The organism is Escherichia sp. E4736, assembly GCF_005781225.1.
In the GTDB taxonomy this organism is placed as follows: Bacteria; Pseudomonadota; Gammaproteobacteria; order Enterobacterales; family Enterobacteriaceae; genus Escherichia.
The window spans coordinates 16,994-30,663 of the sequence record NZ_VATT01000042.1; the positions used below are offsets into that span (position 1 = coordinate 16,994).

Below are 13,670 nucleotides of genomic sequence, written 5' to 3' on the forward strand. Positions count from 1 at the left end.
GAGTGGGAGTACGTGATTATTCGAAGCGGTAGTGCCCGTCTTCAGCGGACGGTAGCGCGGAACATTGCAACCCTTCATAGCAGCCCAGACTGACGGTCAGACTCCCCCGACTATTGCTGAGCTTGCCTGCTTTCAGGCCCAGCAAGCCGGTGCGGCCCAGCTGGATACGTCTGCCTTTGCCAAGGCGTGGCTCAGGCAGCAATCGTACGGGTACGGTGAGGCGCAGTCGGGCGTCACTGCGGTAGCCGAGATAAACGCGCAGCAGGACCAGTAAATCGGTATGGAGAAAACCACCAGGTAACCACCCTTCTGCTTCCTCCGGATCTTCTGTCTCCAGCGTCACCAGTACCCGACTGCATGCTTCCTTTGCCGTTTTACCCAGCGTGGCTCGCTGAGAAAGACAGATGCGGTTCCCGGTACCCAACCCGCTACGGTTATCGATATGGACCTTAACCGGATCGGGCTCGGTGATAATTGCCTGGGTATTCGGTGCCAGCAGGCTCACCAGGGCCCGAATGCCTTCTGCATTACGGGTGGGTAATCGCATGGTACCCAGCAAGGCCAGAAAGCGTGAAACCGGCGTTGCCACCTGCTCAGCGGTGCCCGGTATACCGAGTCCCACTAGCCCCAGCAGACACTGTGATGTGGCATCGCGGCCACCTGCCTCGAAGGTGGCCGGCCAGGCGTATTTCCGCCAGATCCGATAATACTGGGTGGTGATACGGTGGCTGAAAATATCCAGAAACGAGGTAACTGCCTCGTGCCCTTCGCGGCGCTGCGCAATGTCGTCCAGCCAGGACGTCGGCAGAGGGGAGTCCACGCCATATATCCCCAAAAATGTCGTACGGACCGTTGGGGGTAATGCCGGGTGGTCTTCGTCAGTCTCCACCGCTTTGAGGGTACTGACCGGGAAACCCATACCAGGCCAGGGCCTGAAGCGGACCGGATCGTTGGCTGGATGGCTGGAGGCGCCCAGTTTCGGCGCGTCCGGATTTTCCTGCTCCAGCAGCTGGCAGAAACGATAAAAATTGGCCTGCCAGATATCTTTGCTCAGGACTAGTGTTAGCCCGGTACGTACTGGCTGTGATTCTCGTGCCATCTCAGTCGTTTTCCTGTCGGTTGCAGCACCAGCGTGAGCTGGTTGAAGAGGTGAATATCAGCATAGCGCGCGAAGAACCGGTGCAGCATTTCGCCGAAGAGATTCACATCCCCCTCGCCTGCAAAATTATCCATGTTTAGCGTGACCTCTATGTCTACGCCCCGGAGCATAAAGCCCTTCTCAAAACGGCGGGTCAGGGTGTGCTTCACGGCGACGATAGCTTCAAGCTGACGTCGGTTCATTTCATCATCGGTCCAGTCGTACAGCGCCAGCGTTCCCCGCAGGACCTCCGGATTGTCCATCATGCTGAGGAAGTTTGAGCCGAGGTGGCTCATCACCCGCCAGTGAAAACGGTCGTTTGCAGGGGGATACAGCGGTATCGTCGGTGCGGTGACGTTCAGTACCCTGACGGGCACTTTGCCGGTTTTTGCCACCCTGTCCAGGAGCGTACTTTCCAGCGCAGTGCGCGGAAGCTGCCCGTTGGTACCGGTTATTCGCATCGAAAGGGATTCTGGTTTATCGGACAGCTGCTCCAGCTCGAACGAACGCCCCCCGAGAATCAACCAGGTGTCATACAGGCCAGAGGGGCCGCGTTTCACGCGGGTGTGGTAATAACGTTCAGGGGCATCGTGGCGCATCATACCGCCCCGGTGCCGGAAGCTGGTGAATGGTACATAGGGGTGTTTGCCATTCTTTACCGCGCCATGGATATCATCGACGCTGTAAATCTCGGTGTGACCATCCTGAAGACGCAACGGCCTGAGCAGGTATTCGTTATCCAGCGGGTTAAGCGTCAGCGGGTCGGCCTCCAGGGTGAAGAGGTTGATGACCGGTGCACAGTGCAGCCGGAAGTTTTCCGTTTCAAAAGGCAGATCGGATGACCAGGCTTCACTGAGCACGATGTCGATTTCAAACCAGGAGCTGGCTTCAGTGAGCCCGATGGTGTCGAGGCCACGCAGCTCAACAAACATAAATTTCGGTCGGAAGCTGAAATACTCCAGCAGCAGCTGGTAACCACTGAAGGCCGTATCGGCTTTCTTCCACAGTCCGTCATTGTCGTCAAAGCCCATGGGTTTGCACCAGCCATCAAACTGATGACGTTCGGTGTATGTCCCTGAATGGCGGGCGTACATGGCGTGAACGCGACGGGTCAATGCCAGGTGGAGTGCTGAACTGATCGGACTCTCTGCGTTGAGGAATATGGCGACTTTGTCGATCCCGGCTTTGCTCCAGTCCACTTTTTCAGGGCATTCGAAGCGCAAACGAATAGCAGAGCGGCCATCAGTTTCAGTATGAAGGCGGGCATCCGCAAGATGCAGTGGTTGCAGAGGAACATCGCGAGTCGTCCGGTACTGGCAGGCGGTTTTATGCGGCCCGACAGGGCGTGATTGTACGGAGAAACCTTCGGCAAGAAGTTCAGCCTGACGAAGGCCACGCCAGTCAGGAGAGAATTCGACGATAGCCAGCGACGGGATGGTCCGCATATAGTGTGGCCACAGCAGACTCACCAGCCCTTCGGTCAGTTCCGGCAGGTCATCATCCAGCTTCTGACGCAAACGGCCCATCAGGAAGGCAAAACCTTCAAACAGGCGCTCAACATAAGGATCGCGGGCGCCGGGTTTATCCAGATTAAGCATCGCTGCCCGATCCGGATGGGCACGGGCGAACTCTTTACCCGCCTCACGCAGATAGCGCATCTCTGCTTCGTAATAGCGAAGGGTTAAATCATCCATACAATTTTAAATCCTGATTTATTGAATTACTATTTAATTAGGTTCTTTTGTTATGTATATTTCTGATTTGAAATCATCTTGATAAGAATATGCATAAACAGAGAGAATCAGATCTTCTCCGTCATATTTTATATAGAATGGTTCCAGAATACCTTCTACGGGGATGATTCGCTTTGTTGTTTTTTGGTTAATGTTAGTTTTCCAGATACAACCTAATGCACCGCTATTGTCAAAATAAAATGTATTGTTGTCATCTCCCCATACATATTTCCGGGTATATCCAAAAATATCATCAGTGATTGAATTATCAGCCTTGTCCGCAAAAACATTCAATCCCTGGTCCGGACGGTTGGCTGGAAATACGTACATGCCTTCATCCGGGTCTTTGACGTAACCGTCACTTGAAGCAAGTCTCCATTTGCTATCAGGTGATAGTAATGACGCATTACACTCTGAAGCCCCACAATAACCCATCCATGATTTTGTTTCCTGGTTCAGTGCTTCTGCCTGCCTGGAGGAAATCTCTGAAATACCTTTACCTCCATCCGGAGTTATAAACAAATAATGATATTCTTTATGTGAATCATTCCTGACAGAAAAGTACGCTAAAGAGTTTCCCTGAGCATCTCTGGCACGGGATATTATATCCACATTACCATCATACTGTTGAATGATGCGGGGGCTTATATCATCCACAAGCTCTACGAGAAGTGTAATGTTTTTACCTTGATACTGTCCACTAACAGAAATATAAATGTACAAATCACCTTTAATTTCCTGATATGTCAGTACTGACGATACATACATTTTTTCAAGATTAATTCCTCCGTCAAAACTATCAGATGAAAATATTTTTTTCACAAGCCATGGCGAGTCGGTTATTGTAAATCCAGACCTTGTCTTAATTGGACCATCCAGCATTTCATCCAGTTTGTCACCTTCACGGTTGAAAATATCATTGACATTCTGGAGATTGTTGCTTGCTGCTAAACTTCGATTGCGTATTAAATAGCTATTGGTAATACAGGAAACGTCCTCCAGGCAACTGTTTCTTTCTTTTAGCCATTCTTTTTGACGTTCCGCCAGACGTCCATGGCTTAAAGAACTGTCATAGGTCTTTTTAAAAAAATTGTTAAGAGCACTGTCAAGTCCTGATAAATACTCATTGCTACATATCGCTTTTTCTGTCGGTGATGGATTTGCAATGGAACAATCAAATCCCGCAGATAATGCAACTTTGCTACCAGAAAGAAGGCATAAGGTCAGAGCAATAACTCGATAGCGCATAATAATTCCTTGTTTGTTATTCCATATTATTGGCAAAGCTCCATAGTTGCGGTGAGTCTGAATGGGCCGGTTCAAAATGGTTCTATTGGTGCAATTGGTTGAACACGAACAACATTACCGTCATAAAACAAATCAGCAACTACGGTCATACCCGGGAAAAATTCTCTCAGACGAAATGTGTTATTTAAATTGGTTTTGGAAACTGCACCCAAAGGCGAATTTGAGTCATCGGTGATTTTATCACCATAAATTAAAGCCTGGAGAGAACCCTTGTTATAAATTGCCACATTTCCATCTTTGACAATGCAGGAACCGCTTGTACCACCCTCACCTTTGCTGAAAAAACCAACGATAGTCAAATCACCGTTAGAGATTTAATTAATCACTCTCTATCCAATAGATGAAAAAGCTTTTCCCTTCACAATTTAATACATGCTCATCAGAAGATGTTTCCTGAGGCGCTGCTGGCAATTTATTAATGGCGACAATATGCAAGCCATCTACTGTTGATGATACTTTAGGTTAATTTTCCGAAGCACTGGATGAAAAAGTGGTTATTAAAAACAATAATTTGCAAGCATATATTAAACAGTGTGTAAATTGACTGGTATAGTTTTAAATCATAGATTCCACCTGGTTTTTAAAAGCATAACGTTTAGCATATGAAACGTTATGCGAAAAGAACATTAATATTTAATTTATTTTGCTGCTTACTCTTATTATCGCATTGTCGTAAACAGGGTTTTGTTTTTCATTTTTGGCAGCATTGTAGTAATTCAGGGCATCATGATACTGACCTTCCTTTTCGTATATTTTTCCTATATTATAATTTGCACCAGCCCGGATTGTTGCTGCATTTTTACCAGAGGCCAGTGTAATAGCTTTGCGGTTTGCCCATATAGCTTCAGCAGTACGACCAACCTTCTGATATACCAACCCGAGATTGCCATATGCCTTGCCATTTTCTGAATAGTTATTGACTGACTCTGTGAAAAACGAAATTGCCTCTTCATATTGCTTTCGACGGTATGATTCTTCACCCTTAAGATTCAGCGCATTTGAAATATTAATTTGCTCAGCCCCCCAGTTTTGATGAGGCAACGTTGCGTTGCTATTTAAAAGTGGTGTTAAAACATTATCGATATCATCGGCATCGACGGAAATACCTTTTATATTGTTCACATCTTCGATGGCACCATTTTCATTAACTTTAAAAACAGTCCATAAATTCCCCGGCTGGTTTTTAGGAACATAATATGTACGAACTAAAGATTCCCCAACATAAACAAACACTTTCGCTTCGCTGTTGGAGAGATACTTGGCATCTGGATCAAACTTATTACTATAGTCGTGAACAGCATAAATATAAGGTTTCCCATTCTCTCGTTTGGTTAACGTAATAGTCTCAGGTCCATAACTATGTATATCATCAACGTCAAGATTTCCATTGTCGCCCAACTTATTGGCGAAGAAAATATGATTTTCCGGATATACCATATGTGAATCAAGATCAAAAGGTAAACGTCCCCACCCCAAAACCACGCGCATACTATCAAGCCCTTTCATTGTCGGGCTTAATGCATAACTCATACCACTACATGGACATTTTGCCACCAGGGTTGAATATCCATTTTTTTTGATAATTATCAGACTGTCATTTGTGTCGGTTGTGTTATTGCCAATCTGGGCATTTCCGGAATCATCACTTAAAGAAGAAATGGATTGCTCGCCGTTTCGTTGAATAACCACCTGAGCACCTGATATTTTTTTGTCCTTAACGACAGCGCTTAAAATCTCTACAGATTTACTTTCAGCACAACCAACAAAGCTGAATGAGATTGATAAGGCCAGTAAACTTAATTTAATTACACCCTTCATGTTTATCCTTAAATAACTTCTATATTTCAATACAATTAACCGACACATCTTATTTCAGGATGATTTGTCGATATCCTCATGAAGTTGATGATGGCTTCCAGAGAATCGTCGTCCTTGCCATTGACGATTTTCGGTGGTTTCCATTTCAGCAACATACTTTTCTCTTCACCCTGAGTGGGTTTTCCCTTCCAGTAGCTTTGCCAGTGGCTTTTCGGATATGGGGGGCGAAGGATCTGTCCCCTGAGGTACTGACTCCGATACTCGCGGTGCCTGTCTGAGCGCCGAACCGGCCCAGACACCTGCAAAAATTTGCACGGGTTTATCCGGAGGAATGAAACGTTGATGCTTTCCTACACGTCTGGGGGCTGGCCGGACGGGTTTCCCCTGACAGAGCATCGGTTTGACGGGGTTCACCCAGTATCCGAAAGAGAAATTCATCGCAGTGCAGGAGTGTTTTTCCGGTGCGCTTGGCCGCAAGCCAACGTTTACACTGGCGAAACGTCATCTACCGCCATGGGGCAAGTGAATCGGTCCCCCACCACTTATCAACCTGATTGAATACACCTGAAGACCAGCCATCTACCTGTTTAGCAAAGGCCAGCGCAGGATGAATGCCTCTGTTCATATTTACTCAACGCCTTCAGTGCCAGCGGCAACGTTAAAAATGGACGCAGGCAGCGTAAATCCCTGTAGCTTCAGTAAGGCAAGCGGACCGTCGCCCAACTCGCTGCGTATGATGAACTTCAGAGGATTGCCATCGGCGGTGACCCAGACCAGTTGTGTACGGCTGGCATCGAGTGGAGTGATCAGGGCTTTGTCCAGCAGGCGAATGAAGCCCCAGTTACCCTGGTTACTGGCGAAGAGTTGCATACCGCTGTTTACACTACGCCAGATGAGTGACACACCGGGATAGTAAGTATTCCCCGGCCAGGTGAAGCTCTGCCAGCTTTCCATCTGATTGAAGTAATCCAGGTTCTGCTCATCGAGGGTAAGCTGCACTCTGGCAACATCCCGTGAAGGACGCGCCATCAGTTCGAAGTGAACACTCGCATCGCCCTGAGAGAACATGATATCTGACAGTTCCGACAGCTGATTAATCGCCCGGAGAAAATCCGGACTGACAACCATCCCCTGACTTGCGGAAGGATCAACGACCCAGCGATTCCCTTCCTGGCGGAGGATCCCGCCGAGATTAGTTTTCAGGAAGGTAGTGATTCGACCCGAGTCGCTACGCAGGAACTGAGCCAGTAGCGGCAGGGAGGCATCGCTGCCAGTGGCTTTAAACGGGTACCGTCCCGCAAAGGCCTTATTCCACTGATCGACAATGGTTGTCTGCCAGCGGGCATTAAGGCTACCCGCCGCCGGGGCAACTACCTGCCGCCAGGCCAGATCAAGCGGTTGTACAAATAACGACTGGCCAAATCCATTCCACCCCTGCCCCAGACTCGCCGCAACCAGACTGCCGTAGTCGCGGGTATCGGTCAGATCGATGGCTTTGCCCTGGAATACTGTCTGGGCCAGCATCTGCGACATAGCCTGCGGATCCGGGGCGCTGGTGACTTGCTGAAGCTTCAGCCGCACCTGAGTTACGCGGGCCAGCCAGGACTGGAAACTGAGGTTACCGTTGGCACCGGTACCCTCTTTACCTTCCATAAGCCCCATCAGCGGTCCAAACACGCCATCAAGCGGACCTTTAGGGCCCTGTGCCTGTTCAATAAACTGTCTGGCATTTTTTTTCTGACCGATCAGCTTTTTCGCTGAGTCCACTATCGAATCAGCCAGAGCTTCACCTTTCTGCCCCGTTTTCCCCTGCCAGGCCAGCGTGTTCATCAGTGCCACTAGCGGGGACTGTCGGACATCACCGATCAGACTGAGCTGGGCAATCGCCTCAGACAGTGACGTGGCTTCCTGCCACTGTATGCTGTTGACCATGTTGAGCCAGGAGTTACCAAAATCGGTGAAATAGCGTTCAGTCAGGCGGGCTTTCAGCGCCTCCGGGGAGATATCGCTCCCTGTCTGATGTGTCTTGTCCGACAGTACCCAGTCAATTTCATCGCGGCGGGTTTTCACGACCTCGTCAATCGCATCCTGTACCTGCTCTTCCCAGGCCTGACGCGTAAACATTCCCGGGACGACTTCGTCAGTGCTGAATACCGTTGAGGCATCGGTGTCACTGGTCATATCCGCAAGCGTTAAATCAGGCCAGTTGCTGGCCACGCGCTTAAGCATCTCCTGATATAACCCGGACTCAGCGTTCCGCTGGCCAATTTGCTTAAGCAGAATTTGACGGATTGTGCTGATTAATTCGGCATCAGGCTTAATTTTCCATTCCGGATGAGCCGGGAGGTTTTGCGCATAAAAACCCAGCAGTTTCGGTGCGATGTTCTGCCATGTGCCAGCCGGCACATACTGGCGTTTCGGTAAGGCTTTCAGCGCGTTTTTTGCCAGCCAGCCGGCGTCCGCTTTGTCCGGACGCGCCAGCATCAGATAACTTTTGAGTATGTCATATGTATGCTGTGTGCCCTGCGTACGGGCATCACTGGCAGGAGGTAGTTGCACAAAGGCATTCAGCTGCTGCCTGAGACTATCTGCTGTGGGATCCCTCATCAGCTGTGCGTTATTTTTCGCATACAGGGGCCAGAGTGCAGCCAGCGTATCGCTGTCCTGATTAAGACCAAAGCGGGTGTACCATGGCGCGCCGGTCGCCTCGCGATGTTGCAGACGGGCAATAGCCTGCTGGAGTACGAGCTGATTGTGCAGACGCTCAGCCAGTGGTTTTGTTGTATCCGCTGCCTGTCTTGCCGTTTCCTGCGCCTGATAAATCTGAGTACGGTTAACGATCAGAGACAGCAGTGTAGCGGCCCCCCACAGGACAATCAGGGAAAGCAGAATTAACCGCAGCATCTTCAGCCAGTCGAAGCCCAGCTTCCTGCCGCTGACGGCATCACAGTCATCAATGACGGCTTTCCAGGCCAGTGTATCGGGGCGTGTGTTTGGGACCGAACCGACAACGGCCACTTCAGGACTGAACATGACCCCTCGTAAACGAAAGGCCGCAGATCCCTGCATCAGCCCGCCGAGCAAAACATCCAGACTGGCTTTCAGCTCCTGCCGCAGTCGGAGGGATAACTGAAGCAGGCCGCAATCAGCCGGATTATTCAGTATCCGTGCCATACCTGCTTTTTGCAGATGCATTGCCAGTGTAGAAAATCCTTCACCCGCGCCTTTCACTGTGCCATCAGGCCCGAATATGACCCCTGTCGCAGCAGTTTCCGCGCCCTGCTGAGCATCGGTGGCGTTGTCAGTCAGCCACAGCCAGACAGGCGCCTGCCAGCCCAACTGATGGTCGGCTTTCTGGCGGTAACGCAAGAGGGCATCCCGTTCGCCATCCGTTGGGAGGGCTGAAATACTCATCACCTGAATGATGCCATCAATCGGTTGCCGGGATCGCAGGCGCTTCAGTTTTGAAAGGAAGATCTCGTCCGGAAGTGACTGCGCGTCACCGCCATAAATCAGCACATTGCCGTCGCTTTCCTGCCAGAGGCCATTACACAGGCCCGGGGCAGCTTTGTGAACGTCGTCCTGGTTGCCCATCACCAGAAGGAGTCGCACTTTACGCTTCCAGCGACGTCCATAGCGAAAGCGCAGGTGTTCGGATACGGCGTCTTCGCTGAAGACCGGTTCATCGTCGTCATCTTCACCGGGAATGGTGTTCATTACCGGAGTGACGCTCTCAGCCTTTTTCCGTCCCCACTGGAAATACATCCCGGATTTACCCGCGTGGTCGAAAGCCTTCTCTATCAGCCAGCCGATTAAAAATATCGCGGCAACCAGTATGGCGCAGAATGTGAGTATCCGTTGGCCGTCATACGGTCCGAAGCCGGTGGCTGAGGCTACGTTTTCCGGAAAGGCATAAAACAAAAATGCCACGATGGCTGTCAGGAAAAAGGCGACAGTTACAACGGAGCCGATGAGTGTTTTTACTTTTACCTTAGACATTCTTGGGCGATTCCTTGCGAACTTCTTCTTTGGTGATGACGGCGACCCAGATGTCGTCCTTGTCAGCGGCGGGTTGGGCGGCGATAACCTGCGGGCCATGTTGTTCAACGTCAGCATTGGCAAGCGTGATGGCAAGCCATGGAGCAGCATGGCCCGTGTATCCCAGCACTGGATCGATACTGAAGTTGTTCTCTGAAAGGCTAAATTCCACCCCGCTCAGCTCGCAGGCATTATTCCAGCCACTTCCAGAGGTCAATGTTGGACCGGTGAGCCAGCTTCCTTTGAGTTCATCGGGTCTGGTCTTCGCCCAGAGCAGCGCCCGGGTGAGTGTCTTTGTGAGCGTTGTTTCTGCTCCCCTTTCGGGGCGATGGAGTCGGAGTGCATCCGGCCAGGCGTGGGCTTTGCGGTTGCTCAATACCACCATTGAGACGGCATCTGCGTCATCTTCCCGGGGAGACGCCGGTAACGACAGCGTGATGGCAATCAGAATGCCCGGATTGTCCCATCGCTTGTCCAGCCAGGCATCGAATGCGCTCAGCCCTTTTCCGGACATCAGACGAAAAATCCTGCCGGTCTTTAGTGATAGATCGGCTTTAAGCTGCTCTTCAATCAAGGGGTACAGGTCGTTATCACAATCCAGCACCAGCCAGCATGGCAGTTCTGACGGAAGCGGCTGAACGATCCCTTCTACACGCGTGGTCAGTTTAGTCATCGCCGCTGTCAGGGCCTTTGTTAAATCTGCCTGATATTCTGTTAATGCCGCGTATCTGACCGGTTTGTCACATCCTCTTGGGCGGGAGAAATCGATAGCGGGTGCTGCGACTTTCATTGCCTCAAGCAGGTCATCGGTTTTGTTTCCCGCCGGGGCCTGAATGTATGTACCGAGGATCCAGGCGCAGCGCTGACCGCGAAGAATTTCACTGTCGATAAGAGCTTCACGGTCGACATTACGCGACTCAGCTCCGACCTGCTCTGCTTTATAGGCAACCCTGCGTAAACCGAAAATAAGCCCCCATGTGCAAAATGGAAGGCCCAGAGTGGTGAACCAGAAGACAAATCCGGTTCGCTCTGATGTCCAGCACCATAATGTGAGCGCTATGCCCCCCAGCATGATAAATGCCAGGAACAGCAGCCAGTGGCGGGTATCGGGACGCGCTATCTTTGGGGCCTTTTCAGGGATGGCATCCAGCCAGACGGGCATAATCAGGCAACCTTTGCTGCGGCAAATGAACTGATCAATGTGCAACCACAGGCGCATTTGTGACCGTGAAATGCCACCGGGATACCATGATCAAGGTAATCAGGGTTGCCTTCTACGATGATTGTAAGGCCATGTCCCAGAACCGGACATGACACTTTGTCGCCTTTTCGGGCTACACCGATACCACCGAATTTCATCGTTTCTGAAGCGGTCAGTACTGAACCTCCGTGGGTTGTTTTATCGCCTTTACGGATAATCTGGAGCACTATTAAATTCCTCTTTCTTATTTCTTAACTAATTCATCATTCTTTAATTCCCATGTCTCAGTTGGGATCTTCTTATCCGTGCCGTCAACAGAGATTGAAGGAATGTTTATTCTGAATGTTTCTGGACCACTGGTTATTGATGGATAATGCCCCCCGCAGAAGTCAATTGTCTTCAGATGTTTGAATCTCTCATTATCTGTTTTGGCAAATACATGTAATGGCCCCCATCGCATGCATTCCCCATCGGGCTATCAATAAATACCAGTATTTGCTTGCATCATATGAATACCATAGTATGGTGCTCTGGAATATTCGCATTTGTAGCTGGTAATTAATTCGTTATTTACCTTTATATTGCAGGTGTTTTTATCTACAAACGTATTTACACTTGGTGCTTCATCTGCGGTTGCCTTGTTGCTGGAAATTGATAAGGCAAATGAAATGCAAAACAATAGCAGTGAGTATTTATATCTCATATAGTGAACCTAAGTTAGTGTGTTTCGATTAACATGAACATATTAGTTACATATGCTATTGTTTAGGGATTGATGACATTTCAATGGAGGTTATTGCATCATTCTGTAAATTAAAAACCAAAGACATTTCCCCAAGATTATATGTTATTTTTGAATTTGATTCGGATGGTTTGATGTTGTTATATTTTTTTAGAATATCGCTTTTCCTGTCCCCTACCTTGATGTTGCGAATGGTATGATATTTAGGGGATGTTAAAGTGATGTTGGAAACTATATAATTGTCATCAATGGTCCACAGCCTTTTATTGTAATTAACGTTTGAAGAAATAACGTTAAAATCTTTATAGGTATGTGAGTAGAATTTATCTAGTCCACCAATGTCATTTGGGAAGTCACCAATGTACTCTGACGACAGTTCATGGTTTTTTGATAATGACGAGGCGCTTGAGAACGAATTGCCTAAACCAAACCAGTCGTCATTGCTCACGACTATAAAATCTGAAATGTTGATGTTGCTTTTTATCGGTAATGAGGGTGTTGGCTGTAATTTAACCAATTCAGAACTATTTACCCACCCCGTTACTTCACTGCCCTTAGCTGTGAAATAATTTACATAGGTAAAAGATTGATGAATCTTATATGCATAAAGATAGTCTCCTGCTATTACAAATTTATCCTGTTGTTTGCAAGATGAATCAGGAGCTGTATAGAAATATACTTTACTCTTAGTTGCGATTACTAATGGGTTAGCCGGTATGTTGCTCTGTCCATTTCTGGTTTCTTTTTTAACAAGATTTTGAAGTTGATCGCAAGAGGACCCGTTAGCTGCCGCGATGAATGGTGAAAAAAAACTTATAAAAACAACTGTTTTTAATGATCTAAATTTCATCTATTTCTCACTTTTTATAAACTGGGATATCGAGTGGCAGTGTTACATCAGGAAATAAATCACATTCTCGTTTCAATAATTTAGATTGTGCCAGTGCCCAGTTCGCTGCGGTTGCATATTGGTGAGTGCCTGGTTTTTCAGGGTTCCACCTCATTTTATAAAGTGTGTTCTGCTTAGCTTTAATATAATGGCTTGCTATCCATGCAGCACCTCCATCGATGGCTTTTTCAGGAGTCGTCCAGCCCATTCTTTTTGCCATTTTAGAGCCTGTTTCCACAGCCCTACCATCTAAGGCACCAATTCCATACATATTATAGACTTTCACACCATCAACAAAAATTCCAGTTCCGAGAGGACTGGTTCCATTACCAGTTTCAAGAGAAGCGTGTACAGCAAGATATATTGCATTAACACCATATGATTCAGCGGCATGAAGGAATGTGTCTTCATGACCTGATAAAATTCCTTTGGATTTTAAATATTTTCTCACTTGGTCATCGGAAACGTTAACTTGAGTAGAAATATCTAAATACTGGAATAAATCTGGTTCAGACATATGATTTGCAGGATCAAAATAAGGGCGAGTTTCTTCTTTAGTGATCCTTGGGAACCCTCGACCTTTTTGCATCGTTGGGCCACCATTATTACCAAGTTTGATCTGTATATCTAAGGCATCCTCTATGGTGATTCCATAGTTAGAGTACTTGTAAGAAAATCGACCACTACGCCTCATCATTCCAAGAAACATTAATGGATGCAAATGCCATAAAGAAGGCCCAATATTTGACGGTTTGGCATCCTGCATCCAGGCCATCTTATCGAGAAAATCCTCACTGTATTTC

Annotated in this window: 10 protein-coding genes; all 10 read right to left on the reverse strand. The window is 48.3% G+C overall.

What is annotated here, in order from left to right; all coding sequences use genetic code 11:
• Nucleotides 1-16 precede the first annotated feature (16 nt).
• Complete coding sequence (tssG, locus tag FEK46_RS22025) at nucleotides 17-1,099, reverse strand: type VI secretion system baseplate subunit TssG (protein ID WP_135560355.1); 1,083 nt, start codon at nucleotides 1,097-1,099, stop codon at nucleotides 17-19.
• On the reverse strand, nucleotides 1,063-2,832 hold the full coding sequence (tssF, locus tag FEK46_RS22030; RefSeq protein ID WP_135560354.1) for a type VI secretion system baseplate subunit TssF: 1,770 nt from the start codon (nucleotides 2,830-2,832) through the stop codon (nucleotides 1,063-1,065). The genes tssG and tssF overlap by 37 nt, the downstream gene beginning before the upstream one ends.
• Before the next feature lie 33 nt (nucleotides 2,833-2,865).
• Complete coding sequence (locus tag FEK46_RS23865) at nucleotides 2,866-4,119, reverse strand: hypothetical protein (RefSeq protein ID WP_240731145.1); 1,254 nt, start codon at nucleotides 4,117-4,119, stop codon at nucleotides 2,866-2,868.
• Nucleotides 4,120-4,190: 71 nt separating this feature from the next.
• Nucleotides 4,191-4,478 carry a hypothetical protein gene (locus FEK46_RS22040; RefSeq protein ID WP_135560353.1) on the reverse strand — a complete coding sequence of 96 codons (288 nt, stop codon included), beginning with the start codon at nucleotides 4,476-4,478 and terminating at the stop codon, nucleotides 4,191-4,193.
• A gap of 334 nt (nucleotides 4,479-4,812) precedes the next feature.
• On the reverse strand, nucleotides 4,813-5,997 hold the full coding sequence (locus tag FEK46_RS22045) for a tetratricopeptide repeat protein (RefSeq protein WP_135560352.1): 1,185 nt from the start codon (nucleotides 5,995-5,997) through the stop codon (nucleotides 4,813-4,815).
• Between the two features lie 627 nt (nucleotides 5,998-6,624).
• A complete protein-coding gene (locus tag FEK46_RS22050; protein ID WP_135560351.1) occupies nucleotides 6,625-9,996 on the reverse strand; it encodes an ImcF-related family protein in 3,372 nt (1,123 codons plus the stop codon).
• Complete coding sequence (locus tag FEK46_RS22055) at nucleotides 9,989-11,197, reverse strand: hypothetical protein (protein ID WP_135560350.1); 1,209 nt, start codon at nucleotides 11,195-11,197, stop codon at nucleotides 9,989-9,991. Before FEK46_RS22055 ends, FEK46_RS22050 begins: the two co-directional genes overlap by 8 nt.
• 2 nt (nucleotides 11,198-11,199) lie before the next feature.
• Complete coding sequence (locus FEK46_RS22060; RefSeq protein WP_135560349.1) at nucleotides 11,200-11,463, reverse strand: PAAR domain-containing protein; 264 nt, start codon at nucleotides 11,461-11,463, stop codon at nucleotides 11,200-11,202.
• Nucleotides 11,464-11,994: 531 nt separating this feature from the next.
• Nucleotides 11,995-12,828 (reverse strand): hypothetical protein, encoded by an 834-nt coding sequence (locus tag FEK46_RS22065; RefSeq protein WP_135560348.1) that lies wholly within the window; start codon nucleotides 12,826-12,828, stop codon nucleotides 11,995-11,997.
• Nucleotides 12,829-12,835: 7 nt separating this feature from the next.
• Nucleotides 12,836-13,670: N-acetylglucosaminidase (locus tag FEK46_RS22070; RefSeq protein WP_171021382.1), on the reverse strand; the 835-nt coding region annotated here is incomplete at its 5' end.

Bases quoted from the DNA above. Each gene is read 5' to 3' on its own strand.
- tssG (WP_135560355.1), bottom strand. From the start codon at position 1,099: ATGGCACGAGAATCACAGCCAGTACGTACCGGGCTAACACTAGTCCTG.
- tssF (WP_135560354.1), bottom strand. From the start codon at position 2,832: ATGGATGATTTAACCCTTCGCTATTACGAAGCAGAGATGCGCTATCTG.
- FEK46_RS23865 (WP_240731145.1), bottom strand. From the start codon at position 4,119: ATGCGCTATCGAGTTATTGCTCTGACCTTATGCCTTCTTTCTGGTAGC.
- FEK46_RS22045 (WP_135560352.1), bottom strand. From the start codon at position 5,997: ATGAAGGGTGTAATTAAATTAAGTTTACTGGCCTTATCAATCTCATTC.
- FEK46_RS22050 (WP_135560351.1), bottom strand. From the start codon at position 9,996: ATGTCTAAGGTAAAAGTAAAAACACTCATCGGCTCCGTTGTAACTGTC.
- FEK46_RS22055 (WP_135560350.1), bottom strand. From the start codon at position 11,197: ATGCCCGTCTGGCTGGATGCCATCCCTGAAAAGGCCCCAAAGATAGCG.
- FEK46_RS22065 (WP_135560348.1), bottom strand. From the start codon at position 12,828: ATGAAATTTAGATCATTAAAAACAGTTGTTTTTATAAGTTTTTTTTCA.